Here is a 26,829-nt window from a genome sequence, read left to right as displayed (position 1 = left end):
AAAGAACAAATTGTTATCTTTAAGGGTTGTTTTAAAATGAAAAAACAGATTCTAGGTTTCAGAATAGTGTATAAATCGCTATAATCTTTAAGAAAAACGACATTATGGTTCAAAATGAAAATATACAAGCCGGAAATGAAACCGACGGGCTACCTTTACCCCAACGGATATGGGCAATAGTAGCCATTGGCTTTGCACTAAGCATGTCGGTACTCGACATTAATATAAGTAATGTAGTCCTGCCTACCCTCGCGCATGATTTTGGTACTTCACCTTCGGTCACCACATGGATTGTCAATGGTTATCAGTTGGCTATCGTTGTATCGTTGCTATCATTCTCGTCGTTGGGGGAGATCTGGGGATATCGAAAAGTCTTCATATCCGGAGTAATCTTATTTTGCATTACTTCTCTGATCTGTGCGTTGTCCGACTCTTTTTGGACATTGACCACTGCACGTGTTTTCCAGGGGTTCAGCGCTTCTGCTATTACCAGTGTGAACACCGCCTTATTACGGCAGATTTATCCCAAGAGCCAAATAGGCAGAGGCATGGGAATCAATGCCATGGTTATTGCCATATCGGCGGCGGCAGGTCCGTCTGTGGCGAGCGGGATATTATCTATTGCGTCGTGGCATTGGTTATTTGCCATCAATCTACCTTTAGGGATTATAGCTTTGACACTAGGAATTAAATTCTTGCCACGTCAGGAAGAGAATAAGAAACGAAAGTTCGATACGATCAGTGCTGTTGCCAATGCAATTACTTTCGGTTTACTGATATATACATTGGATGGTTTTGCACACCACGAACGGTATGACTATTTGATTCTTCAACTAGTGGTATTGGCTGTGGCGGGTACCTATTATATAAGACGCCAATTAGGGCAGGAAGCTCCTTTGCTGCCGTTGGATTTACTGAAGATTCCTATTTTCAGGCTTTCCATACTTACTTCTGTCTGTTCGTTTACCGCACAGATGTTAGCAATGATCTCTTTGCCTTTCTTCCTGCAAAACACGTTGGGGCATAGCGAAGTTATGACCGGTTTGTTATTAACTCCCTGGCCTCTTGCTTCCTTGATTACGGCTCCTATTGCCGGGTATCTGGTAGAGCGGATTCATCCGGGTATTCTAGGCAGCGTTGGTATGGTGATATTCGGTATCGGACTTTTCTCGCTTTCGAGCCTGGATGCCGGGTCATCGGTAATAAGTATTATTTGGAGACTGGCACTTTGCGGTGCGGGATTCGGTATCTTCCAAACTCCTAATAACAGTACCATCATCTCTTCTGCTCCTACCCAGCGTTCAGGAGGGGCAAGTGGTATGCTGGGAATGGCAAGACTTATGGGGCAAACGTTAGGAACTACCTTTGTAGCACTTCTATTCAGTTGGATTGTAGGAGGTAAAAGTACGGAAGTCTGCTTGATAACGGGTAGTGTATTTGCTTTAATAGCAGCAGTGGTAAGCAGTCTCCGGTTATCTGAGACATCGGCACTTAAAAAGACTAATTAATAAAAACGCCCCACAGAAACGAACTTCTGTGGGGCGCCACCAACACCTAATAAAAAACTCTTCTTACCCTAAGTTTATGTAAGTTCGATAATTGCTTTTACTTACTTCCATTTCTTCACAGCCTTTTTATCAGCCGGAGTCGCTTCAATCAAGCTTAATGCGAAACCACCGCTACGTGCTTCCTTTACGGACATCTTTGTCTTAGCAGTTACAATACCTTTCTTAATCTGATAGGAAGTAGGATTTTCCTGATAATCGGCATCTTTACCATCGGCATAAAGAGTTGCAACGTATTGCTTGTCAGGTTCAAGGAAGTCGAGAGTAAAGTTTGAAGTACGGGCGTTCTCATCGGTAATACCACCAACAAACCAATTGTTTGTTCCTTTAGCTTTACGAGCTATAGTAACGTAATCACCCGGTTCGGCTTCAAGATATTTGCTATCATCCCAATCTACCGCTACGTCTTTGATGAACTGGAAGGCATCCATGTGCTTCTCGTAGTTATCAATTACATCGGAAGCCATTTGCAAGGGGCTGTAAAGGGTTACAAACAATGCCATCTGTTTGGCGAGTGTAGTCTGAACGCGGCCATGAGGCAAATCACCCATAAAGTCAAGTTTGATATCGAAGATACCCGGTGTATAATCCATCGGACCACCAATGAGACGGTTGAAAGGAAGCAAGGTCGTGTGGAACGGTTTGCTACCGCCAAAGGCTTCGTATTCTGTACCACGGGCAGATTCATTACCAATCAGATTCGGATAAGTACGGCATAAACCGGTAGGACGAACCGCTTCGTGAGCATTGACACAAATTTTATAATCAGCTGCTTTCTTCACGGCATAGAGGTAATGGTTATTCATCCATTGACCGTAATGGTACTCGCCTCGAGGTATCATATTACCTACATAGCCACTTTTCACTGCGTTATAACCGTTATCAGCCATAAACTGATAAGCTTTGTCCATGTGACGCTCATAGTTACGAACCGAGCCTGAAGTTTCGTGGTGCATCATCAGCTTCACGCCTTTGCTCTTGGCGTATGCATTCAGCATCTTCACATCAAAATCGGGATAAGGAGTTACAAAGTCGAATACATAATCTTTTGATTTACCGAACCAATCTTCCCAGCCTTCGTTCCAACCTTCCACCAAGACTTGGTCGAAGCCATTATCGGCGGCAAAGTCGATGTAACGTTTTACATTCTCGTTGTTGGCACCATGACGACCGTTTGGTTTAGTCTTTGAGTAATCGGTTTCACCTAATTTTACGGAAGGCAGATCATCAGTATAAGCCCAAGTGCTCTTGCCGGCGATCATTTCCCACCATACACCTACATATTTCACTGGTTTAATCCAGGAAACATCTTCGTATACACAAGGATCGTTCAAGTTCAAAGTAATGCGGGACGCTAAGATGTCGCGGGCATCATCACTTACGATAACCGTACGCCAAGGCGATTTACAAGGAGCTTGCATATAGCCTTTGTTCCCTACTGCATCAGGAGTCAGCCAAGATTCAAAAATAAGATTTTTATCATCCAGGTTCAGGTGCATGCAAGAATAATCTACCAAAGCAGCTTCATGCAGGTTGATGTAAATGCCATCGGCAGTTTTCATCTGCAAAGAAGTCTGTACGCCTGTGGGTGAGAATTGTGTCTGTGATGAGTTCGGAGTAATGGCACCTGCCATCAAACTACGGATTTCAGAAAGTTTGGACTCGGTGTAATCATATTCTTGTGTATCGTAATCGCCCGGAATCCAAAAAGCAGTGTGGTCGCCTGCCATTGCAAACTGGGTATGCTCGTCTTTGATAACAAAGTAATTCAGATTCTTCTGCAATGGAAATTCGTAACGAAGGCCCATACCATCATCAAACAGACGGAAACGGATGATGATGTCACGATCTTGTTCTTTCTGATGCAGCGTAACAGCCATTTCATTGTAGCGGTTACGGATTTGCTTTACTTCTCCCCAAACCGGTTCCCATGTTTCATCAAATGAAGAGGTCTTGACATCGGTCATGGTAAAATCATTCATCAGACCCGGATCATCTTTCAGTTCCAGTCCCAATTTAGAAGGTTTGATTACCGTTTTTCCTTTATACATAAGTTCGTAAAGCGGCTCGCCTTTTAAGTTTACGGCGAAGTTCAGTTGCAGTTGTCCATTGGGAGATCCAATGTTTTCAGCAGTCGAGAGTTTGATTTCTTCCCCCTTAGCCACACCGCTCACCAATAAGACGAGCAAGAGGCAGGCAAGTTTCGTGCAGATACTTTTCATGTTTCTCATATTATGATTTATAAAATAATTAACGTATTACAAATATAAGCAGTAAAGAGATAATATTGAAAGCTATCGAACTAAAAGATAAATGATTTATCGGCAAACGTTTGCATAAGAGGTATTTCCTGAAACAAAAACGGGAATGAAGGGGCATTTAATGTCCCCTTCACTCCCATTTCTATTTGCCTATGTCTTCGAAGTATACAGGCAGTTGTCCTAAAGGCAGCTTATCCCAAAGGATTGTCGTTTTCATCGCCGGAGTTTCCACCCGAAGGATTTGAATTACCACCACTGGTACTGCTTCCATCGGTATAATCGGTATCGGGTATTGCCATTTTGGTGATGCTCATACTTCCCAGCATTGCGCTGAAAGCTTTTCCCGGCAGGAAAAGAATGCGCTTACGTACAATATTACTTGACGAAACATCTTCTTGCTTATCTGCACTCTTGCCTACAAATGAAGGGCGGAAGCGTCCGAAGTCTCCTAAAACAATTGTCTTTCCATCATCAATTTCTTCCGCCATGATATCTACCAAACCTACAGCCACCAAATCTACCACCTTGCGGTGAATACCAAGGATGCGGCTTACCTTGGCACAAAGTTTATCAAAACTCATATCACCGGCTCCTACGGATTTGGCTACATACTTTTCGGCTTTTGACTTGTCAAAACCAAACACACGCTTTGTTACTACATACTGAAGTCCCATAATCTTTACTTTTTTAAAGGGTTAATATAATAAGAATGTAAAGGGTCGAAACCCTATCTCCTTTAAAAGACGGAAAGTTTGCCGCGAGGCCTCAACGGTATAGCATCCGTTTCTCTCAAAAGCGATGTTGCAAAGTTAGGGTGGGAAAGCAAAGAATGCAAGAAAAGGGCATCTACAACCAAATCCGTTAAATCACTATAAAACAGCATATTAAAAATACGCAATCTCTACAAGTGTAAAAATGATGATTAGTAGAGAAAGGAAGATTTAGGAGACAATCTCTACTATTCAGATTGTAAATAACTGATTATTAATAATCTTTTTTTTTAGATATCTACAATTAGCTTCTTAGCGACTTTTTCCTATTATTGCCACTTTTATTACTTCATCCAATTTATTTTCAAAGATACGATAGGCTTCTTCTATTTCATTCAATGGATATCGGTGGGTGATAAGCGGAGTGGTATCTATCTTGCCCTGCTCTATCAGACGAAGAATTTCGGCACAATCACAACCATCTACTCCACCTGTCTTAAAAGTAAGATTCTTACCATACATATCGGGTAAAGGCAAAAGTTGCGGTCTGTCGTAAAGAGCAACTACAGTAACTATAGCATTGGGACGGGCACACTCCCACGCCAATCGAAAGGAGTTATTACTTCCGGCTACTTCTAAAACAACATCTGCTCCACCGTGTTCACTATGCTGAAGCACGAAGTCCTTGCATTTTTCCGGTTCTACGACACACACATCAGGGTAGTGTTCGCGGATAAACTGAATACGTTCGGGTGACTTTTCGCAAACAATAATTCTCTTCGGTTTCTTCAACATCACACAAAGCAAGGTACAAATGCCGGTAGGACCAGCCCCAATTATCAGCACAGTATCATCTTCGGTAATCTCCGAAATGCGGGCAGCCCAAAATCCAGTGGCAAGTACATCGCCTACAAAAAGAGCTTGCTCATCGCTCACAGTATCGGGTATGCGGTTCAAACCACTATCGGCATAAGGCACACGCACATATTCGGCTTGCCCACCGTCAATGCGACAACCCAAAGCCCAACCACCATTGGAGTCAATGCAGTTATTCACAAATCCTTTTTGGCAAAAGAAACATTCACCACAAAAGGTTTCAACATTCACAGTCACTCTGTCACCAGGTTTCACCGTAGTAACATTACAGCCTACTTGTTCGACGATACCTACCATCTCATGCCCTACAGTGATGCCCGGAATAGCACGAGGCACGCTACCATGCTTGATATGTAAATCACTGCTACAAATACTCCCAAGCGTAACACGCACAAGGGCATCCCGCGAATCTGTTATTTGAGGTATTGGTTTCTCTTGAAGTTCGAACTTTCCTTGCTCTATGTATGTGTATGCCAGCATAATGTTAATAGGTTATTGCACTTTTCCATGATTTATCCGATCACAAATGTACACTTTTCCAATAATATCTCAATCTGCGCTATACACTTTTCCGATTAATATTCCTATCATCAGTTTTTGGAGAGTGACTTTACAAAAAAAGAAATGGTATACCGTTAGCGTATTTATCATTATTATTGACATTAAAGAACCCCTCAGAATATTTACTAAAAGTTCGACCAATTTTTACTAAAAACTCCGACAGTTTTTAGTAAAAATCCGATGGAAATTTACTAAAAATTTTCTCCCTATTCCAGAAGGTATTCTGAGTGGGGTTTGCAGTTCTAAAGCAGAGATCTCTTTTATTTACAAAGATAGATAATTATATACTGTATTCAAGTCATTTGATATTTGTCTTCTCAATATCATTGTGTCATTTACTGCAAAGCTTGCAACAATACAACAGCAATATCCGCAATTACATTCGCATTCACTTCTTGTAGTTCCTTAGAATCGGCTACAAAGATTGCAAAAGCCAACCGCTTTCCGTTAGGTGCCACCATAATTCCTACATCATTGGTTGCAGCTGATATTTTCTTCTCATTATACCCCGAGTGCCCGGTCTTATGAACAACAACAATGTTTTGGGGGAGCTTGTTTTTTATGGATCCTGTTGAAGTTTCGGCCATGATCTTCCATAAAAACGAGTGTGATTCAGGTAATAATAACTTCTTGGCATTAAACTGCATTAATAATCGGATCATGGCATCAGGAGTAATCCAATTATCAAACTGCACATTCCACGAAGATTGAATTTCCTGCTCATTGTTTTGAATACGAATATCAGCAATTCCCTTACCGTGGATATAGTCGTTGACAACAAGTGGACCACCCATCAACTTCAGCAAAAGATCGCAACCCACATTATCACTTAGCGACACAGTCTGTTTTAGTATCTCAGACAATGGCAGAAAAACCTCGCCACCAGGGTATTGCTTTTCGATAGGGCTCCATAAACCCGGACGAAGATCTTCTTTTCCGAGGTATATCTTCTGCTCCAAATCAAATTTCTTATTATCAACCTCATGCAACATCGCCAACGCTATCGGAAATTTAAAAACACTTTGCATCGGGAAGCGTTTCTCCCCATTGATACTTAACGTATCTCCTGTAGAAAAGTCATATAATGCAAATCCTAATTCCAACTCTTTATCTGCAACGATCTTTTCTATACTGCTTCTCACTTGGGATAGCTGCCCAAAAGCAAAATTGTTCAAAGCAAGCAAAATTACTAAAACTATAATTTTCTTCATAACACACACAATTATGTGTGCGAAGTTATACATAAAATTCGTATCATACTTAAATCAACCACCATCTTCTGAGAGAAATAAACGGAGAATGCCAAGCACTTTTCTAAAATAATAAAAAATCCGCTGATTATTCATTGATTATCAGCGGATCAGTTTATTAATTTAAAAAGGTATTATCAGCTATTTGTAAAATCAAAAGTTAATATAATTCTGATGGCACCTCTACTTCATCCGGATCAGACACATAATTAAGCACACGGATTATCGTACCTCCATTATTTTGAAAATTATCGAAACCATTATCCCAGTTTAAACGACTATAATCATCAGCAAAATAAAGCATATCTTGTTGATTTCTGGCCTTAAACATATTTTGATTACATTCCTCATATACACGTATACCATTTCTTTTTCCAATATAGCGGTATGAGTTCTGCCCATACGCACTTTCGTAAACACCACTTTTATTAGTTAGGTAACACATAGATTTACCCTTAGTAAAAGTAAAATAGAACACTGTACCCTTAGAAACTACACCAGCAATTTTCACATCGTCTTGGACTGAATGTGATACTTTATAAGCATACGTTTGCGCTAATGCAGATTGCATTACACATCCCACAAAAAGTAGCATAAGTAATAAAATTGATCGCTTTTTCATTTTATACTTTATTAAATTGTTAATATTCGATATATCCTTTACCAAAACATGTCCTACACATTGGTTGGCGGTGTGTATGGGCATTCATAACTTTTCCACAAATTTTACAATATTGAGAATTATCATTTCCTGTATAATTAGGGGTATAGGTAATTTGGTCACTCCCTTTACCACTACCATTACAATATGGACACGTTTTACGTTGTTTTCGGCTTGTCGATGTTTTTTCACCAGCCCCATTAAGAATAGGTTTTGTAACTATGATTGATTTGTGATTTTGACCAACTGCTTGCCTAAGTTTAGCAGTCGTTTCATGAGGGCTTGTTTTAGTATAAACATAGACTACACCATCATTTTCCAGATTAATTCTGTCTTTTGAACTCGAAACATAATAATAGCAACATGAACCATATATGCAGTCACCGTAATAACACAATATATTTTTATTGCTTTTAATGTATTTCAATCCTGATGAGGTAGAAGATATGCCATTTTCATCAGAATCATAGCAACCAGTACTAGAAAAAGTAACATAATGCGCATCATCATTTACATTAGTAATTCTACCTTTTTCTATAATTTTAATTCTCTTATAAAAATAAGTTTGAGCTATTGATGGTCCTGAAGTTAAAAAGAACACCAAAAGAATTAATGTTATTTTTTGAAACATTTCACTGGTATTTACCGACTCCCCAGTCCCTCCGAAAGTCTCTTGGTTAAATGTAAAAAAGCGTGGAACTAAATGCCTCGTCTTTGAATAAAAGTCCTGATAGATGTAGTAATTGTAGCCCTTAATATAGTGTAAGAACCACTATGCTATCTTGTACACAGTTGAAAGTTTCTCGGGTCTTCATTCGCAAGAAACAAGCATAACGCTTCTTTTTTTTCTAATATGTCTTGGGCAAAGTTCCCTCAGCCCAATTGCAAAATTAATAAAAATATACGAAAACAACTTATTCTATATAATATTTTTTGCTTACCGTATAAAGAAGAGTAATGATATTGGAATATATCCAATCGAATGACTCCATATTCTCTCCCCCTCCAAAATATATACAATAAAAAATAGTCTACCTAAAATTAACAAAATTCCATCCGTCTTCACTACCTTTGCATCCCGAAACATTTCCGACAATATCAAATGAAATTATTATTCTTTATTTTTCTCGGTGGTGGCACAGGCAGCGTACTGCGTTATTGTGTGCAAGTGGCATTGCACGAACGCATAGTCCCCTACTCTTTTCCGTGGGCAACGTTTGCTGTCAACATCCTCGGCTGTTTCCTGATCGGACTATTCTATACGCTTTCTGCCCGTTTCAACCTGTCTACCGAGGTACGTATGCTGTTGACTACCGGATTATGCGGCGGTTTCACCACCTTCTCCACCTTCAGCAACGATGGACTGATAATGATAAAACAAGGATTTTACAGCCTATTTATCCTATATACCTTATTAAGTATAGTATTAGGAGTGATCGCCGCTTTTGCAGGTGGAGCTTTCGGACGTTATATATAAATGTATGAGACCAAGCAAACCTTTCATAATGCCCCCCGTGCGAATTGTTCCTCCCACCCTGGAAGGACAAAACGAAAGCAACAAGTCACTGAGTGAATGGCTTGAAACTGAAGAAACCGTTCGGGCACTTTGTTTCAGCAAACAGAATGAAGAACAGATGGACTACTTATACAAGAGTATCACCAACTGTACATTCAGCCATATCCACTTCAACGACTGCAAACTAAAGTCGAGCCACTTCACCGATGTACGCTTTGAGAACTGCGATTTATCCAATATATCATTTGCAGAAAGTTCCCTGTTCAGAGTAGAATTCATTTCTTGCAAATTAGTCGGTACCAATCTTGCGGAATCCATCCTGAACCATCTATACCTGAAAGATTGCAATGCCCGGTATCTCAATCTTTCTATGAGCAAAATCAATCAAGCACGATTCTCCATTTGCGACTTGCGAAACAGCGATTTTAATGATTGCAAACTAACCTCCATCGCCTTTGAAAATTGCGAATTGGTAGAAAGTGAATTCTCGCACACTCCGCTCAGGGGCATTGATCTAAGCGATTCCCATATTGAAGGCATCCACGCCAACCTGCCCGATATACGCGGAGCTATCGTCAATACAGCACAAGCTATGGATTTAACTTCGCTGCTGGGCATCATAATAAAAGACTGAGCAGTTAAACAATTCTCTATTTTCGTTTGTTATAAGTATAGTTTAAACTAAAAATTCAAACAACATGAAAATAGAAAAGATTATCGGACGTGAAATCCTCGATTCAAGAGGAAACCCAACTGTAGAAGTAGATGTAATTCTGGAATCAGGCTTTATGGGCCGTGCTTCCGTCCCCTCGGGCGCATCTACAGGAGAACACGAAGCACTGGAATTGCGTGACGGCGACAAGAAACGTTATGGCGGTAAAGGTGTCTTGAAAGCCGTATATAATATTAATGATATCATTGCTCCTAAACTGATAGGCATGTCTGCTCTCGATCAGATGGGTATAGACCATACTATGTTAGCACTCGATGGAACCAAAACAAAATCCAATCTGGGTGCTAATGCTATTTTAGGAGTTTCACTTGCCGTAGCTAAAGCTGCTGCTGCTTTCCTGGATATTCCTCTTTATCGTTACATTGGCGGAACCAACACATACGTAATGCCCGTACCGATGATGAACATCATCAATGGTGGTTCGCACAGCGACGCTCCCATTGCATTTCAGGAATTTATGATTCGTCCCGTAGGTGCCAATTCCTTCCGCGAAGGTCTGCGTATAGGTGCCGAAGTATTCCACGCACTAAAGAAAGTTTTGAAAGATCGTGGCCTTACTACAGCCGTTGGGGATGAAGGTGGTTTCGCTCCCGAACTGGAAGGAACAGAAGATGCTTTGAACTCCATTATTGCCGCTATCAAAGCAGCCGGTTACGAACCGGGCAAGGATGTAAAAATTGCCATGGACTGCGCCGCTTCTGAATTTTACAAAGATGGAATCTATGACTATACCAAGTTCGAAGGTGAAAAAGGTAAGAAACGTACAGCCGACGAACAGATAGATTATCTGGAAGAATTGATTAATAAGTACCCTATTGACTCCATTGAAGATGGTATGAGTGAAAACGACTGGGAAGGTTGGAAGAAACTGACCGACCGCATCGGTAGTCGTTGTCAATTGGTAGGTGATGACTTGTTTGTAACCAACGTTGATTTCCTTGCAATGGGTATCGAAAAAGGTTGCGCCAACTCCATCCTGATCAAAGTAAACCAAATCGGTTCGTTGACCGAAACGCTGAACGCTATCGAGATGGCACACCGTCATGGTTACACTACCGTAACTTCCCACCGCTCCGGTGAAACGGAAGATGCAACCATTGCCGATATTGCCGTAGCTACCAACAGCGGACAGATCAAGACAGGTTCATTGAGCCGTTCAGACCGTATGGCAAAATACAACCAACTTCTGCGTATAGAAGAAGAATTGGGTAGTAATGCCGTTTACGGATATAAGAAACTTAAATAGTCGCATTTTGAAGGTTAGTAGATAAACATGTGTTAGTAAAGTAAGAGGGGACAAACCATTTAGTTTGCCCCCTCTCTTTTTAACCTTAAAAATCAACTATTAATCTACTACCTTAAAGAAAACTTCTTCACCAGTTTGGCTATCCGGTCCTACCCAGAGTCCGAAGTCTCCCGGTTCTACCGTTTTCACCTTATCTAAGTTCCAAAAAGCAAGTTCGCTTATCGGAAGTTCAAACGAAACATTCTTCTTTTCACCCGGCTTCAACGTAACGCGGGTAAAACGCTTCAACTCCTTTACAGGACGAGTTACGGAAGCAACTTTATCTTGTACGTATAGTTGGGCAACTTCTGTTCCCTCATATTTCCCGGTATTTTCCAAATCGAAAGTAACAGTCAGCACATCTTTCCCAGAAAGCTCTTTGGAAGATAACTGCGGCTTACCGAATTTGAAAGTAGTATAAGAAAGACCATATCCGAATGGATAAAGAGGTGCCACACCGACATCCATATAAGAAGACGAGCTACCTTCTGAAGTCTGACTGGCTTCCAACGGAACCTGATCTAACGGTTTAAAGTGGGAAGAAGCCGGTCTGCCGGAATTATTATGGGCATAATATAAAGGTACTTGTCCTACGGTCTTTAAGAAAGTAACCGGCGTTTTACCACTCGGTACGGATTTACCGAACAATAAGTCAACAATTGCCGGACCACCCATTGTACCCGGATGGAAAGAATACAGCACCGCATCAGATGCTTCCGCTTCCTTACCAATAGTAAGCTGACGACCTGCCATTACTACTGTAATTAATGGTTTACCTATCTTTGCCAAAGCAGCAATCAATTCCGACTGTGCTCCTTGCAAATTCAAGTCGGCAAGACAATGTGCTTCACCGGACAAAATGGATTCTTCTCCTACAAATGCCACTACTACATCCGCACGCTGTGCAGCAGATACCGCTTTGGATATACCCGCTGTATTCTTGTCACGGCTATAAGCTAAACCTTGTTCATAGATTATCTGCAATTTGTTTCCATACATCTCCCTGGCAGCAGTCAACGGTGTCTTTGTATGCGACTTTTCCCCATCAAAAATCCAGGTACCCAGCTGATCGTGAGGAGCATCTGCCATTGGGCCAATAATAGCAATCGAACGAATATTCTCTTTCAAAGGCAATACTTCTTTATCATTTTTCAACAAAATAGCTGATTCTTCTGCTGCACGTTTAGCAGCTGCCAAATGAGATTCATCGTACATTACCGAAGGACGCTTCTCGTCTACATACGGATTATCAAACAGTCCTAAGCGGAATTTTACACGTAAGATATTGCGTACAGCCTCATCTATTACAGCTTCTTTCACCTTTCCTGCTTTAATCTGTTCGGGTAAGTACTTAACGAAAGTATAGCTTACCATTTCCATATCTACACCTGCATTCACTGCTTGGGCAGCTGCTTCCTTATCATCGGCAACTATACCGTGAGCAATCATTTCCCGGGCAGAATTCCAGTCGGTTACCACTAATCCGTCAAAGCCCCATTCATTACGCAACACTTCCCGCAAGATGAAATTATTGCCGGTAGATGGTACTCCGTCATTATCATTGAATGAAGTCATAAACGTTGCAACACCCGCTTTTGCAGCCGCTTCAAACGGTGGGAAATATACATTGCGCAAGCTACGCTCTGAAATGAAGGTTGAGTTATAATCGCGTCCCCCTTCTGAGGCGCCATATCCTACAAAATGCTTTGCACAAGCAGCAATGGAAGTAGGGCTATTCAAAGAATCTCCCTGAAAACCTTTCACCATAGCAGCTCCCATTACAGAAGAAAGATAAGTATCTTCACCGCAGCTTTCGGCAATACGTCCCCAGCGAGGATCACGGGAAATATCAATCATAGGTGCAAATGTCCAACGGACACCTACCGATGAAGCTTCAATAGCAGCAATACGAGCGCCGTCTTCCGCCACTTGCGGATCGAAGGATGCAGCTTGTCCCAAAGGAATAGGAAATATAGTCTTAAAACCGTGAATAACATCACGTGCCATCAGCAAAGGAATGCCCAAACGAGATTCTTCTACAGCCACACGTTGCAACGCATTGACACGCACCGGATCTACTTCATTCAAAATAGAACCGATTTCACCTTTCTTTATCAATCCGCTCATGTCCTCGATGTTCCCATAAGAAGAAATCTGGTTCATCTGCCCGATCTTCTCTTCCAAGGTCATCTTTGACAACAAAGCTTCGACTTTCTGTTCGGTCACTGCGTCTCCCTTATATTGCATCTGCGTACAAGAAGCGAGCGGAAGCAGCAATAAACATGCTGAAAGAATTTTAATTGTTTTCATGATAGTAGTTTTCAAAATATAATTGGTCATTTAACTACTTGGAAAGGAACATTCACCGTAGATACGAAACCTGTATTATCTAAGACATAAACATACAAGCGATATTCTCCGGGTTCATTGACAGTTCCTTCATATACATTCGTATCTAAAGTTACTACTTCACCTACTCTATCGGGACGAGGTTCGTATGAGCCACCAAATCCCAGTACGGTAGCTTCTTTAAGTATCTCCCAAACGTAAGTCAAGCGATTGTTCTCTTTATCGGTTACAGTAACTTCTGCTTTAAATGTTGCACCGGCTTTCACACGAATGTTATCAATAGCCTGTTTGTCATTGATGGTCATTCCTCCGATTACAGGTGCTGTTTCCGTTAAAGTATTGCCGGTCCAGACTCTTTGCATGGCCTCAACCATTGGTGTCTTCTCTCCCTGCAACGGAAGTTGTTCCACATTATCTTCCACAAACATGCTAAACCAAGTCGGAGTACGTTCTTCTTTCTGCCCCCATAAGAAGACAAAAGAGCCTAAACAACGGGGATTGGATTGAATATATTGGGTATAACGTTCTTCATACACGGCGCGTTTTTCCTCACTGGTCTGTTCAATAGGAGCTTTCCATTCTGTAGAAGCAGTTTCCCACCAACCTGTCGGTCCCCACTCCGTTATCATAAAAGCACCTTCATAGTTTGACTGGTCAACCGTTTTCTTTACTGCTTCCATCGGACCATAGACATTGATGCCAACGTAATCAATAGAAGGTACGTACTTAGCAATAGAATCCAATGCTTTCGGATTGTATGAAATCACTGTAGACACCAGATGACGCTTATCTATTGATTTTATCAACTGTGCCAGTTCTTCCACAAAACTCCAGGCAGCACCTATATTGGCATTTCCCAATTCAATTTCATTACCGATGCCCCAAGCCAATAAGTTCGTATCGTTCTTAAATGTTTCCGCCAGCGTCCGCACTTCTTCACGCATCTTATTCTTGTATGCATTATCATAGTATTTAAGGGAATCTTTTGTCAATCCTATTCCCTGCATTACATACATTTTATTCTCAGCAGCCGATGCCAAAGCTTTTTGTACTGCTTCAACATCACCTCCCCATGTTCTGAAAGCATTGGCCCCGTTCTGACTGGCAACATCTAAACGGTATGTTCCGCCAACACCTTTAATATAAGTCTCTTTTCCGTCGATATAGAGTTTATATCCATCGCCAGCTTTCTCTATCTCAATACCTACTCCGGATGAAGAAGAACAGCCGACAAACTGGCAAGAGAAAAAGAGAATAGCAAATAATAGAAAAATTTTCATACAAGTTAAATATTATTTCTTTTGAAATACTCGCACATAGTCCACCTTCATCGTAATAGGCAAGGCATTTTCATCTACACCTTTGTATCCACCCCAGTCACCGCCCCATGCAAGATTAAGAATCGGATAAAAGTTATAGGTAAACGGCCAAACATTCTTACCAGTTCCTTCATTCTTAAATGCCATAAGCTCGATTCCATCCACAAAGAACTTCAGATAGTCGGTGGTCCATTCACAAGCATATATATGATATTCAGATTCAGCTGTACCAATATTGCGGGCTGCGGTCTTCTGAGTATTTATCGTATGATTATAAGCCGCACAGTGAATAGAAGATGATACCACATTCGGATCGGCACCAACTTCCTCCATAATATCTATTTCACCACACCCCGGCCAAGGATTGGTTGAAAAGTTATTGTTCACAGGCATCATCCAAAAAGCAGGCCATGTACCTTTACCTTTCGGAAGCAGAATACGAGCCTCAAAATATCCATAAAGCCATCCTTCATTAACTTTGGCATAGACACGACCTGAATAAATCTTGCCGTCAGTTCCTTTAAAACAGTTGATATTCAGTTTGCCATCCATCAGCTCAGTTACACGCTTACCGCCTGCTGAACCGTTGACATAGCTCTGAAGTTCATTATTTACCCAACCCGGTCCTTGAACCTCATGCGTCCAGTCACTGCCAAGAGTTGTACCTTCATCAAATTCATCATGCCAAATCAAACGATATCCTTCAGGAGTATGAATGTCACGATCCTCTGCTGATTCCTGAATAACGGTTACAGTTACTTTCTCCGCACCAGACACAACCTCAACAGAACCAGTACGTGAAGTCTTTACGTCATTAGCCAAAGTGGTCACAACAATCTTCCCATCAATCTTTTCTGCGGTAATCCAGTTATCATTGGACTTCACGTTCCATTCGCCCGAAGTAATGACTGACAAAGAGAATGCTTCACCTACGGAATTAGAATACAACTCGGTTTTCGAAACAGAAAGAGGAGCAGCTTGCGTCACAGGAACAGACACACGGGTAATGCCGGACTTGATCACCACCGTACCCTCACGGGAAGTAGTACCCGTATGAGCACTGACTGTTATCGTAGCCGTACCTTGACTCGAAGAAGAACCAGTCACACTAACCTTGATCCAAGCACTACAATCATCAGAAGCAAAAGCAGTCCATTCCTTTCCTGAACAAGCTACATTCACCACATATTGCCCCGCTTGTGCGGTAGCCTCTACTTTTTCAGGAGAGCATTTAATGGTAACACTCTCAGATCGCGGATCTTTGTCATCGTTGCTTCCACAAGCCATCAACGAGAACAAAAAAATAAGTAATAGATAATATTCTTTCATATATATTTTTCTTACTATATAAATAAGATAAAGGAGAAAGATGAGAACTCGAGCAATCGCCAAGATAACAAACATCCTTCTCCATATCTTACTAATTTATCACTTCTGATAAACCGACATCCTATCCAAAGTCGTCCATCAATCTCTGTGAGTCTGGAAAATAATATCCTTGACAGTCACTTTGGTATCAGCAGGATTTCCACCAAAATCAAAGACCAGAGATATAGCGTGCATATCTTTGGGGGCCTTTTTACTTGCAACCCAAAACTTATTATCCTCATTGCCTAACAAATCTGTCTGCTCTGCAAAGAAGAAGTTGTCGTCATGCTTCACATCGGGCTCATCTGACTGAACCAGTTTCACAGTCACCCCTTTCAAATCGACACTGGGATTCAATATAACACAGAAGTCATAAGCTGTTTCTACATCAGCAGACAAATCAGTACTGAATATAACCTGATTCTGCCATTGTTCTCCAGTAGCTTCAGGGAAAGTCAATGTGTATGCATTTCCATCTGCCACCAAGTCCGGATTAGCAATCTGTGCCCATCCCGGTGCATAATAGAATGAATTGGTGAATGTCGCACCGTTCCAAAGATTGTCATCACTGCCCACCTTTACCCAAGAGGGTTCAGGCTCTTGCACTTCCGGAACTACTGTACCGTCATCATTGGCATGGTCTTTCAACACGAAGCTTTCCAACGTAATATCTGTATTGGCTGCATTACCGCCAAAATCTAGTGCGAACTTCAAATCTGTAATATCTACGCCCGCTACATTACTAAACCATACGCACTTAGGTTCATTAGCATCAAGAGCTACACGCTGCATATTAATAAGCATATTATCATCACCCTTCTGCTGTAACTTAACCGTCACCCCGGGATGCTTGGTAGTAGAAGTAATTATCACTGAAAAATCATAAGTTTTATCAGCCGGCAAAGCAATTGCCTTATCAAGTTCCACGTGCATCTGAGCCTGCCACTGGTCGGTGGTAGCCTCTGGCAAAGTGACTACAAATGCCCCATTCTGATAGGAATACTTCGGATCTGCAATCTGATTCCATCCCGGAGCATACCAGAAAGATGCCACATTGAAAGTAACTCCTTTGAAAAGGTTGAAATCACTGTCTTCCACAAAACCGCCGAAACCGTTCATAATAGTTTTGTCCACAGTAAAAGTTTTCGTTACCGAACCATCACTAATACCGTTCGCATTCTTCACTTTACATTCTACCGTATATGAACCTTTCTTACGATAGTATTTGGACAGGTTGTATGAGGCCATATAAGAGCCGTCAATTATCCAAATCGGAGATACTCCGGGAGCGGAGGTAAACTCAAAGTTTGCATAATTAGTTGTTTGATCTACCGTGATTTTAAAATTATCGGCATAATCCGATGCTTGTGGAATATTGCCATTGGCTCCCGTAAAATCTTCGGGTGAACATGCTGTCATCACCAAACCTGTAACCAGCATCCCAGCCATATATTTGAATATATTTTTCATATCAATCATTTATTAATAGAGTGATGGTAAACTTATTTATAATCGTTCTGAATCAAAGCCGGGTCGGAATCCAACTCTCCTTGCGCAATAGGAATGTATTTCTTCTTAGCAGTCCAGGAATTAGTTCGGAAGCCATATTCATCAGGAATGAGTGCGGTAGTAGCCTTGTTTCTAGCTGATGCCCCGCTGATTCCTTCAGCACGCACCAAGTCAAAGTAACGCTTGCCTTCACCTACAAATTCATAATGACGCTCAGTAAGGACATCGTCAACCGTTACATTATTAAGTTCTGTTAAACCAGCACGAGTACGAACTTCGTTCAGCCATATTTTGGCCTCACCGGTAGCACTTCCACCGGTACGGAGAGAGAGTTCTGCCGCATTGAGCAGTGTTTCTGCATAACGATAATAACGGTAATTGTTGTTATAGTTCAAGTTCTGGTCACCAGAAGACTGCTTGAAGTTCTTGTCATACGGGCGATACTTCTGTAACCAGATATGGGTATCTTGATAACGTTTCGTATATTCCACATCTTGGGCAATCACCCAACAAGTAGCATCACGACGCTTGTCTTTCTCGCCGAACATCTTATAGGTTTCAAGACGCATGGGCATGAATCCCCAACCGTCATTTCCTTTTGACCAACCATCGTCACCGGGGAAGGAGTTGGGAGATATCAAAGTGGGAAGTACTGTACCACCAATAGCCAACGGACTACCCCAACCACGTTCATTATTAGTCTGCTCATAATTAATTTCCCAAATAGATTCGTCACACCACTCACCTTCCGTCTCCCAAATGCTAGCATAGTCAGGATTCAATTTAAAGCCGGGGTTTTCAATTAGTTCTTTCATATAACCCAAAGCTCTTGAAAAACGACTTTCGTCATTCTGATACATCACCATTTCAGCATATATCATATAAGCCATAGCCTGAGTGACACGTCCTAACTGACCTTCGTCATCAATTTCTTTACCGTCTTTGATTGTCTTATAATACTTCAAAGGTAAGACCTTAGAGTCTATTACGGCCTCAAGTTCAGCAATCAGTTCAGCATAAACCTGATCAGCCGTATATTGAGGAGCTGTATAAGGAGGAGTGGAAAGATTTTCCAGATAGAAAGGCACGTTACCAAAATAATGCCACAACATGTTATAATAGAACACGCGGAGTAAACGAGCCTGCATTTCATAGCTCTTGCTGTTTTCGGAAGTGACGTCCGTAGCCCATCCCAAATATTTCAACAAGTCATTGCAGCGCTTTATACCTGAGTAATCTACTGTCCAAAGAGAACCTAGTGTATTATTTTCATTAGCCTCATAATTAAACAACATGTGCCAATTTTGCATATCGGTCTTGGTAGCACCGCCTACCCAGAAATTATCACCCATAATTTCACCATCTATATTTAAGGCATTGTATTGTCCCAATCCCCAATCAGGCCAATGAAGAGGATCGTAAGCTGCAATCAAAGCCTCTTGAATATGTTCATCTGTTGTATAATAATCTTCCAATGGTTCACCTGTGGGATTTTCCACTTCAAGGAAACTGTCACTGCAAGCAGTAGTCAACATTGTAGCGGCGGCAAGCAAGCCTATTGCTAATATCTTATTTGTTTTCATATAATTCATGTTTTTTAAAATTAGAAAGAGACATTTACACCGACTGTATAAGTACGGGCCTGCGGATAAATACCACGGTCAACTCCGAGAGAAGTAGCACCTGAAGAAATTTCAGGGTCAAATCCCCAATATTTGGTCCAAGTCACAAGGTTCTCGGCTTGTACATACACACGCAGACGCTCAACAGTGAGTTTGCGAGTAAGGGTCTTAGGTAATGTATAACCCAAAGTAATGTTCTTAAGACGAAGATATGAACCATCACACACGTAAAGGTCAGATACCATCCAGTTTGTAGCATTACCCACTGCCAAACGAGGATATTTGTTGGAAGTACCTTCGCCGGTCCAGCGTCCCAGCATCCAAGAAGGATAGTTACCGGAAGCAACGTCTGTACGATAAGTTCCATCAAACACATCGGCGCCGGATACACCTTGGAAGAAGATGTTGAAATCAAAGCCTTTCCAGTCTGCACTAAGGTTCAAACCATAAGTCCAGTCCGGAGTACCATTACCTATGTTGGTACGGTCATCTGCCGAAATACTGCCATCACCATTGATATCCACAAAACGCACATCACCAGGAACAGCGTCCTGCATAATCATCTTACCATCTTTGTTGACATAAGCGCGGACTTCATCCATATTCTGAAAAACGCCGTCAGTCTTATAACCGAAGAAATATGGGAAAGGCTGACCGTTTGATCCGCGTGTACCACCACCTGAAAATCCCTGAATACCATCCAAATCCATATAGCCAGTATCATTACCCAAGTTCTTCAATTCATTCTTGAGGTAAGTAGCATTACCCTTCACTGCAAACTTGGCATCGGAAATATTCCACTTATAGCCAAGTTCAAATTCAAAACCGCTGTTCTCCATATCACCCACGTTACCAAGAGGCTTAGTTTCACCTACATAACTTGGGATAGGCATCGTGATAATCATGCCATTGGTTTTCTTTATGTAATAGTCGGCGCTGAATGTTAAAGCATTATTAAAGAATCCTAAATCAATACCAAAGTCCGTCTGTTCACTCTCTTCCCACTTCAAATCTGGATTTGCCAAACGTTGAGCTTTCGATCCGATGAATTTAACAGCATCCTTACCAAAGAGCACATTGTTGCCCATAGCAGTAAGAGAAGTATAACCGAACTCAGCTATATTATCATTACCATTCTTACCCCAACTAGCACGAACCTTGAGATTGGATAACCAATCACGTGTATCAGCCATAAACTCTTCATTTGTCACATTCCATCCTACAGATACAGAAGGGAATGTACCATACTTATTATTGGCTCCAAAACGACTTGAACCATCACGGCGTATTGTAGCTTGGAACATATATCGTTCAGCATAGTTATAACTCAGACGAGCAAACATAGATGACATTCTGTGTTCTGTATAAGGGCCTCCATAAACGCCATGCTGAACAGTAGCACCAGTAATGTTGCCGTCTGCATCTTTAGTGTATTCAATATTTCCCGTAGCATAATCAATAGAAGGCTTGTTGGGATTCACCAAATTCCAGCGGTTTCCACCAAGCTGATCTCCTTTGTATTTGAGTGCAGACTGTCCCAGTACAACACCAAATGAATGTTTACCAATAGTCTTGTCATAAGTCAATGTGTTTTCTATCTGCCACGTCACATTCTGTGCTTTGAATGAAGATGCATTGGTATGTGTCGCTTTATTATTGGCCGAAAGATAATATTTAGTCTTGGTAGCACCTTCATTGCCCCAAAATCCCATATCAGCACTATAATTGAAATGATATTTCAAATTATCCCACAACTGCAAATCAATAGAGAACTTAGGAACAAACTTATGTGACCAGTTCTTCGTGGGATTCAGCGTCATCATAGCCAATGGGTTGTTCATTTCCTGATAAGCACCTCCATAACCAGGCACTGTATAAGGATTACCCTTTTCATCGCGGGGCAAATCATAATCTTTATACGTGTCAATCATCTTCGTAGCAGCATCACCAGTCAACGTAGGAGTCAAAATAGGAGACAGATAAAGAGCCGAGCCTAAAATGGAACCGAATTCAGAGTTAGTGCCAACCCCCGTAGAGTGGGTACGCATATAAGCCAAGTTCACGCCCAAATCCAATTTATTAAGGAAATTACGTTCTTTGGATGCATCAATCAAATTATACTGAGTATTTGAACGGATTGTCAAACGGTCGTAGTTAGAATGTCCATGGTTACCGCCAACGATACCGTCTTGTGAATAATATCCTAAAGACAAATAATAATTTACTTTTTCAGAAGCACCACTGACTGTCACATCATGATTCACTACCGGGGCGTTGTCATAGAAAACAAGATCCTGCCAATCTGTTCCGAAACCGTTGATAGCATTTCCGTTAGCATCAATCAGATTATAAGGGTCTGCATAAATCGGTAACTGACCACCATTCACATTTGCCTCATTCTGAAGTATAGCATAATCTGTGGCGCTTGTCACATCACGTCTTTTCCATGCACTTTGCCATCCATAGGAAAAGTTGTAATTAATTTGTGCCTTACCCATTTTACCCTTCTTTGTAGTTACCAAGATAACGCCGTTCGCAGCACGTGCACCGTAGATAGCACCAGAAGCAGCATCTTTCAACACTTCAATAGATTCAATATCGTTAGGGTTCACAAAATCAAGACCGCCACCAATAGGCATACCATCCACAATATAGAGAGGATCACTATTGTTAATAGTACCGATACCACGTACACGCACGCGAGGTGAGTCACCCGGCTGGCCGGAAGCTGAAGTTACATCCACACCGGCCGCCAAGCCCTTTAATGCATTATCCATACGTACTGGAGCTTTGTTCTCCAAATCTTCACTACTTACTTTAGCGATAGAAGCTGTTACAACACTCTTCTTCTGAACACCATAACCTACAACTACGACTTCATCTAGCGTTTCCGAATCTTCCTGAAGTACAATCTTCAAAATTTTCTGTCCTTTTACTGCAACATCTTGTGATTTAAATCCTATATAAGAAATAGAAAGAACAGCATCGGCAGGTACCGACAAGGTAAATTCACCGTCTAAACCAGTGATTGTTCCAAGCGAGGTGTTACCTTTCACCACCACATTTACTCCGGGCAATGGTTCATTATCCGAACCACTTACCACCGTACCTTTTACCTGTATATTTTGTGCATATACAGAAGCCAAGGTAAAGCTTAACAGAAATAAAACTGATAATAACTTTTTCATAAGTTTTACTAAATTAAGATTAACATTCTCAAATTTGTTCTTTGTAGAACGATGCAAACATAGAGTAAAACCGAATACAACATACACAAAACAATCATTCTTTAATACGTCAAATCAAAATAATGAATACGTTAATAATACGTCAATTTCAATTATAGTATTATAAATCAAGAATATAAATATACTTTCATAGAATACGTCATGCTATGTTATAAAACATAAAGGAGAAGAATTTAACATCCTTCTCCTCCATAAACACCTTTCTATTTAAAGGAAGTTAATATGTGAAAGCTATAGTTTATTGTTCAGATAATCCGTAAAACTGTCTTCCCTTTCCAAACCAAACTTCTTGCGAAGCCGATAACGGATCGTTTCTACTCCACGAACTGAGATGTTCAATAGAGGAGCTATTTCTTTTGTAGAAAGATTCATTTTCAGATACGCACACATCATACGTTCATTGTTTGAGAGATCGGGATGCTTGGCATGAAGACGTTTCATGAAATTATTATGTATCAGGTCAAACTGATCTTCAATACGCTTCAGAACTTCATCACTCTGTATATTAGCATCAATCTTGCTATTGATAAGTACAAGTTGCTGTTTTCCTTCGCGAGCCCCCTCGCCTTTCAACATAGAGGAGACTTTGAAGATTTCCGATTTAATTTCCGTCAGCATTTCATTCTTGCGGACAAAGTTTATCATCAGATTTGCCATCTCCTGACTTTTATGCTGTAGGTCATACTCTAACTTTTCTTTCTCTAACTGCATAATTTGCTTCTCCTGACGAGTTTTTTCTTCTTCATACTCTTTCTCCATCTCATGCAATTCCTTGTCTTTTTCAACTACCGCTTGTTGTTTTTTACGTTTTACACGAATATCATCCCAACGATAAACATACCATAACGCAAACAATGCCAATACAATATAACAAACGTAAGCCGGAACGCTGCGATACCAAGGAGGAAGAACACGAAAAGTGATTTCATCCGAAGAAGTGGTTCCATCCGGGAAAACAGCTTTTACCTCAAACGTATATTCACCTTCGGACAAATTACTATACTCTTTGGTACGGACCGTTGTAAAGTCAGACCATTCGCCTTTATTCAAACGATATTGAAAATGAATATCATCGCCCATAGCAAACATTGAAAGCCCATAATCAAATCGAACTGAATTCATAGAGTATGAAATCATTGGAATAGGTTTCTGACCCAAAAAATTAGCCGAGTACACTAAGGAGTCTTTAGGATAAGACAAATACATGTTCCTTATATATAAGGAGTGGCTATGATCTTGCCGCTCACGCACAGCCGGAATACTGAACAGAGCAAAACCTTCTTCATTAGGTATAACCATTAAAGAATCGGACAAAGGAATTATTGCCTCAAAATTAGGCACTAACTCCATTAAAGATTGTTGAATGGGATTAATACTCGTATTGGAACCTCTTTTATATGTTCCGAGATTAGCGATACAAATTTCATGAGGACTCAGGCTTAGAAGTCGGTCATTATACTCCAGTAACCGGGAATAGACAGAAGTGCCGTTTAGAAGATTATTCATATCAGGACAAGGCTCCATAACGTCTTTATGAGGATTATATTTATAGATACCTTGAGGAGTAGCAAAATAAACTCGACCTTCTATCTTTGTCACATACATATCTCGCCCCACCGGAAATCCGTCTTGCGCATAATATTCTCTTACTCTGACTGCTTTTGTGAGATCACTATTTAATTCTATTCGAGTAACGTGATCATTATTATATACCCAAATCACTTTTTCATTCTCCTGCTCGAAAAGCCGGCATGAATCGGCTATACCATCAATCTTGCAAACAACCTGCCACTCCCCATTCTTCTTTGCTACCAGATAAATTCCATTATACACACCTACATACATCAAATCAGGATGCCCTACTACAGGCTGACAACACCATGCACCGGTAATATCCGTAACTCGTTTCACTGAAGTACCTTTAATAAGAAAGATTCCACGGTCGTGTAAGCAAAACAGTTCATCACCAATACGACAGAGATTCCAAACTTGCCCACTGGATTGGGGCATAGGATTAATATCAGGCAAATTACCATTCAACCGTACCGGATAGTGAGTATAATACAGCCCACGATTAGTACCTAAATAGAGATAATCTCCTTCAGCTGCCGCTGTGTATCCGGTGCCGTATGAATAAGGATAAGAGTACAAGTTTGTAAACGGAGAACTGAGGCAAACATAGTCAATTCCACTATCCAGTCCTGCCCAAAGATTTCCCACGGCATCGAAAGAGACGGAAAGAACGGTATTATTACGCAATCCATTATTCTCATTGAAATATTTTAACTGCGTAGTATTGCAATCTATCAGCAGCAATCCCTTATGAATAGTTCCCAGAACAATTTTATCATCTTTTATCGCCACACAAAACACTTCATTCTCCCGCATAAAATCTTCGGCACCGGTTATAAATGGCTCCATCGTACGCCCATCGCAATAAAACAAACCATTGTAAGCAGTCACTACCAGCACTCCTTTTTTATAAGGCACTATGCCTCGAATACGCATGGAAGTTAATGCATCGGCTCCCTGCAAAGGAAAAAATGTATTTCCAACCAAAAGCCACACACCTTTATCTGTACCTATATAAAGAATACCATTCACCATATTAGAGCAGTCAATCTTAGCCTCCATCTCAATGGCGGTATATTTTCCATTCAAATACTTTATTACCCGGTTATCACCCTGCATATACAGAATATTATCCGCCTCATGAATCCCCCACACATTGCCAAGATAACGAATAGCGCCGTCCAATGTATCAGACATACAATGATAAGCCAACGATCCTTCAGCATTCGGTTCATAATAACCAAATTCATTGATTCCTCCTACATATATACGTTTCTGGGTAGCAGAAGGCAGCACAGAGCGCACATCCGAAGAATTCTTCAAGGGAAATACACTCCAAACATTGCCATCAAATTGCACCATACCGTTTTTATTAGCAAAATATACCCACTTATCATCGTATGGAGCAATCTGCCAGGTCTGTGCACCTTTACCATAAACACTCTTATCAAAATTAATGATAAAATTATTCCAGCCGGCAATAGTTTCAACAAAAGGGAGAAGAAAAAAGAAAGTAAAAAGCCAATATAATATGCGTTTTTTCATTTGTATTACTCATTTTCGATTCGTCTCACAAAAATAGCATTTATTTCAAAGCATTATTCTAAAGCGTACCACAATTTTAATTCTTATCCTATTTTAGATTACTTCAAGCCAAACTAACAAGCCTTACCGCTGCTTATGTTTTGTCCACTTGCTGTTTCGATGCTTAAACAAATAGTTTCAGCAAGTAAAACGAATTGTTTCAACTAACTGTACGGCTAGTTCCAATAAGCAATACACTTTGTTTCAATAGGCTGAATACTTCGTTTCAACAAGTAAAACAAATCGTTTTTATATGTTGAAATGACTTGTTCATACCATATAAAACAAAGTGTTCAGTACTATGAACTAAGTATTTAACTCAAATTATCCTCAAGCTAAAACTATGTATTCTCGTGTATGATTATCGTCTTTTCTTTTCTGACTAGAATGGAGTGTTGCAGATAAAATCATCTGCAACCATCTGCAACAGGTATCTGCAACAGCGTAAACTATTGAGAAAGAATTCGATATAAGCAAAAGTGTGGCAGATGGCAGATATTTTTTCGAAAACAGGCTCTTCGTCACTTTAGGTGCAACCTGTATATTTTCAAAGCTTGATCTATAGAGAGATTGAAGTACGTTTAGATCAAAATTTCATATTGGTTTATTGATATGAATTAAAAAATCATGAAACGCCGATGGATAGGAGTGTTGAAGAAAAATAGCTGCACCTAAAGTGACGAAGAACCCGAAAACAAAGGTTCTTCGTCACTTTAGGTGCATTTCCACTTGTTTGTTATGCTCTTTTATTTGTAGCTAACCGCTTGATAAGCTGTAATATAGTCTGTTTAAAAATTGTAGATGTGCTTGAAAATTAGTAACTTTATAGCTGACCAAAGC

17 protein-coding genes are annotated in these 26,829 nt (G+C 40.7%); 4 read left to right on the top strand and 13 right to left on the bottom strand.

Features of this window, described 5'->3' with window-relative positions; translation table 11 throughout:
- The first annotated feature begins 104 nt into the window (after nucleotides 1-104).
- The gene (locus tag Q1W14_RS13465; protein WP_300702194.1) at nucleotides 105-1,508 is read left to right on the top strand and encodes an MFS transporter; all 1,404 of its coding nucleotides are present in this window, start codon (nucleotides 105-107) and stop codon (nucleotides 1,506-1,508) included.
- Between the two features lie 101 nt (nucleotides 1,509-1,609).
- Here Q1W14_RS13465 and Q1W14_RS13460 read toward each other — a convergent pair whose 3' ends face one another.
- From Q1W14_RS13460 to Q1W14_RS13435, 6 genes are all read right to left on the bottom strand, one after another.
- A complete protein-coding gene (locus tag Q1W14_RS13460; protein ID WP_300702193.1) occupies nucleotides 1,610-3,796 on the bottom strand; it encodes a glycoside hydrolase family 97 protein in 2,187 nt (728 codons plus the stop codon).
- Nucleotides 3,797-4,017: 221 nt separating this feature from the next.
- Nucleotides 4,018-4,500 (bottom strand): hypothetical protein, encoded by a 483-nt coding sequence (locus Q1W14_RS13455; RefSeq protein ID WP_300702191.1) that lies wholly within the window; start codon nucleotides 4,498-4,500, stop codon nucleotides 4,018-4,020.
- A 348-nt stretch (nucleotides 4,501-4,848) separates the two neighbouring features.
- A complete protein-coding gene (locus Q1W14_RS13450) occupies nucleotides 4,849-5,892 on the bottom strand; it encodes an alcohol dehydrogenase (protein WP_300702189.1) in 1,044 nt (347 codons plus the stop codon).
- Between the two features lie 416 nt (nucleotides 5,893-6,308).
- On the bottom strand, nucleotides 6,309-7,184 hold the full coding sequence (bla, locus tag Q1W14_RS13445) for a class A beta-lactamase (protein ID WP_300702188.1): 876 nt from the start codon (nucleotides 7,182-7,184) through the stop codon (nucleotides 6,309-6,311).
- Between the two features lie 199 nt (nucleotides 7,185-7,383).
- Entirely contained in the window at nucleotides 7,384-7,845 is a 462-nt protein-coding gene (locus tag Q1W14_RS13440; RefSeq protein ID WP_300702186.1) for a hypothetical protein, read from the bottom strand.
- Nucleotides 7,846-7,864: 19 nt separating this feature from the next.
- Complete coding sequence (locus tag Q1W14_RS13435) at nucleotides 7,865-8,515, bottom strand: hypothetical protein (protein WP_300702185.1); 651 nt, start codon at nucleotides 8,513-8,515, stop codon at nucleotides 7,865-7,867.
- Between the two features lie 471 nt (nucleotides 8,516-8,986).
- Between Q1W14_RS13435 and crcB the strand changes: the two genes are divergently transcribed.
- The 3 genes from crcB (at nucleotide 8,987) to eno (ending at nucleotide 11,379) form a co-directional block, all read left to right on the top strand.
- Nucleotides 8,987-9,361: a fluoride efflux transporter CrcB gene (gene crcB / locus Q1W14_RS13430; RefSeq protein WP_300702183.1), complete on the top strand. Its 375-nt coding sequence runs from the start codon at nucleotides 8,987-8,989 to the stop codon at nucleotides 9,359-9,361.
- Nucleotides 9,362-9,365: 4 nt separating this feature from the next.
- Complete coding sequence (locus Q1W14_RS13425; protein WP_300702181.1) at nucleotides 9,366-10,034, top strand: pentapeptide repeat-containing protein; 669 nt, start codon at nucleotides 9,366-9,368, stop codon at nucleotides 10,032-10,034.
- Nucleotides 10,035-10,098: 64 nt separating this feature from the next.
- Nucleotides 10,099-11,379, top strand: a complete 1,281-nt coding sequence (gene eno, locus Q1W14_RS13420; RefSeq protein WP_300702180.1) for a phosphopyruvate hydratase — start codon at nucleotides 10,099-10,101, stop codon at nucleotides 11,377-11,379.
- Between the two features lie 99 nt (nucleotides 11,380-11,478).
- Here eno and bglX read toward each other — a convergent pair whose 3' ends face one another.
- From bglX to Q1W14_RS13385, 7 genes are all read right to left on the bottom strand, one after another.
- Complete coding sequence (gene bglX, locus Q1W14_RS13415) at nucleotides 11,479-13,728, bottom strand: beta-glucosidase BglX (protein WP_300702179.1); 2,250 nt, start codon at nucleotides 13,726-13,728, stop codon at nucleotides 11,479-11,481.
- Between the two features lie 26 nt (nucleotides 13,729-13,754).
- A complete protein-coding gene (locus tag Q1W14_RS13410; RefSeq protein ID WP_300702177.1) occupies nucleotides 13,755-15,047 on the bottom strand; it encodes a cellulase family glycosylhydrolase in 1,293 nt (430 codons plus the stop codon).
- Between the two features lie 12 nt (nucleotides 15,048-15,059).
- On the bottom strand, nucleotides 15,060-16,415 hold the full coding sequence (locus Q1W14_RS13405) for a family 16 glycosylhydrolase (protein WP_300702175.1): 1,356 nt from the start codon (nucleotides 16,413-16,415) through the stop codon (nucleotides 15,060-15,062).
- Nucleotides 16,416-16,553: 138 nt separating this feature from the next.
- Nucleotides 16,554-17,924 carry a hypothetical protein gene (locus Q1W14_RS13400; protein WP_300702173.1) on the bottom strand — a complete coding sequence of 457 codons (1,371 nt, stop codon included), beginning with the start codon at nucleotides 17,922-17,924 and terminating at the stop codon, nucleotides 16,554-16,556.
- Nucleotides 17,925-17,956: 32 nt separating this feature from the next.
- Nucleotides 17,957-19,546 (bottom strand): RagB/SusD family nutrient uptake outer membrane protein, encoded by a 1,590-nt coding sequence (locus tag Q1W14_RS13395; protein ID WP_300702171.1) that lies wholly within the window; start codon nucleotides 19,544-19,546, stop codon nucleotides 17,957-17,959.
- A gap of 20 nt (nucleotides 19,547-19,566) precedes the next feature.
- Nucleotides 19,567-22,773, bottom strand: a complete 3,207-nt coding sequence (locus Q1W14_RS13390; protein ID WP_300702169.1) for a TonB-dependent receptor — start codon at nucleotides 22,771-22,773, stop codon at nucleotides 19,567-19,569.
- 291 nt (nucleotides 22,774-23,064) lie between these two features.
- Nucleotides 23,065-25,950 carry a triple tyrosine motif-containing protein gene (locus Q1W14_RS13385; RefSeq protein WP_300702167.1) on the bottom strand — a complete coding sequence of 962 codons (2,886 nt, stop codon included), beginning with the start codon at nucleotides 25,948-25,950 and terminating at the stop codon, nucleotides 23,065-23,067.
- Nucleotides 25,951-26,829: the final 879 nt, after the last annotated feature.

The organism is Bacteroides sp. (assembly GCF_030151085.1).
Classification (GTDB): Bacteria; Bacteroidota; Bacteroidia; order Bacteroidales; family Bacteroidaceae; genus Bacteroides.
The sequence above is the reverse complement of the archived record's forward strand: the minus strand, read 5'-3'. Positions and strand labels throughout refer to the sequence as shown.

Excerpts from the sequence above, each read along its gene's own strand:
- Q1W14_RS13395 (WP_300702171.1), bottom strand. The coding sequence starts at position 19,546 with ATGAAAACAAATAAGATATTAGCAATAGGCTTGCTTGCCGCCGCTACA.
- Q1W14_RS13460 (WP_300702193.1), bottom strand. The coding sequence starts at position 3,796 with ATGAGAAACATGAAAAGTATCTGCACGAAACTTGCCTGCCTCTTGCTC.
- Q1W14_RS13455 (WP_300702191.1), bottom strand. The coding sequence starts at position 4,500 with ATGGGACTTCAGTATGTAGTAACAAAGCGTGTGTTTGGTTTTGACAAG.
- eno (WP_300702180.1), top strand. The coding sequence starts at position 10,099 with ATGAAAATAGAAAAGATTATCGGACGTGAAATCCTCGATTCAAGAGGA.
- Q1W14_RS13450 (WP_300702189.1), bottom strand. The coding sequence starts at position 5,892 with ATGCTGGCATACACATACATAGAGCAAGGAAAGTTCGAACTTCAAGAG.
- bla (WP_300702188.1), bottom strand. The coding sequence starts at position 7,184 with ATGAAGAAAATTATAGTTTTAGTAATTTTGCTTGCTTTGAACAATTTT.
- bglX (WP_300702179.1), bottom strand. The coding sequence starts at position 13,728 with ATGAAAACAATTAAAATTCTTTCAGCATGTTTATTGCTGCTTCCGCTC.
- Q1W14_RS13405 (WP_300702175.1), bottom strand. The coding sequence starts at position 16,415 with ATGAAAGAATATTATCTATTACTTATTTTTTTGTTCTCGTTGATGGCT.
- Q1W14_RS13425 (WP_300702181.1), top strand. The coding sequence starts at position 9,366 with ATGAGACCAAGCAAACCTTTCATAATGCCCCCCGTGCGAATTGTTCCT.
- crcB (WP_300702183.1), top strand. The coding sequence starts at position 8,987 with ATGAAATTATTATTCTTTATTTTTCTCGGTGGTGGCACAGGCAGCGTA.
- Q1W14_RS13385 (WP_300702167.1), bottom strand. The coding sequence starts at position 25,950 with ATGAAAAAACGCATATTATATTGGCTTTTTACTTTCTTTTTTCTTCTC.
- Q1W14_RS13390 (WP_300702169.1), bottom strand. The coding sequence starts at position 22,773 with ATGAAAAAGTTATTATCAGTTTTATTTCTGTTAAGCTTTACCTTGGCT.
- Q1W14_RS13410 (WP_300702177.1), bottom strand. The coding sequence starts at position 15,047 with ATGAAAATTTTTCTATTATTTGCTATTCTCTTTTTCTCTTGCCAGTTT.
- Q1W14_RS13400 (WP_300702173.1), bottom strand. The coding sequence starts at position 17,924 with ATGAAAAATATATTCAAATATATGGCTGGGATGCTGGTTACAGGTTTG.
- Q1W14_RS13440 (WP_300702186.1), bottom strand. The coding sequence starts at position 7,845 with ATGAAAAAGCGATCAATTTTATTACTTATGCTACTTTTTGTGGGATGT.
- Q1W14_RS13435 (WP_300702185.1), bottom strand. The coding sequence starts at position 8,515 with ATGTTTCAAAAAATAACATTAATTCTTTTGGTGTTCTTTTTAACTTCA.
- Q1W14_RS13465 (WP_300702194.1), top strand. The coding sequence starts at position 105 with ATGGTTCAAAATGAAAATATACAAGCCGGAAATGAAACCGACGGGCTA.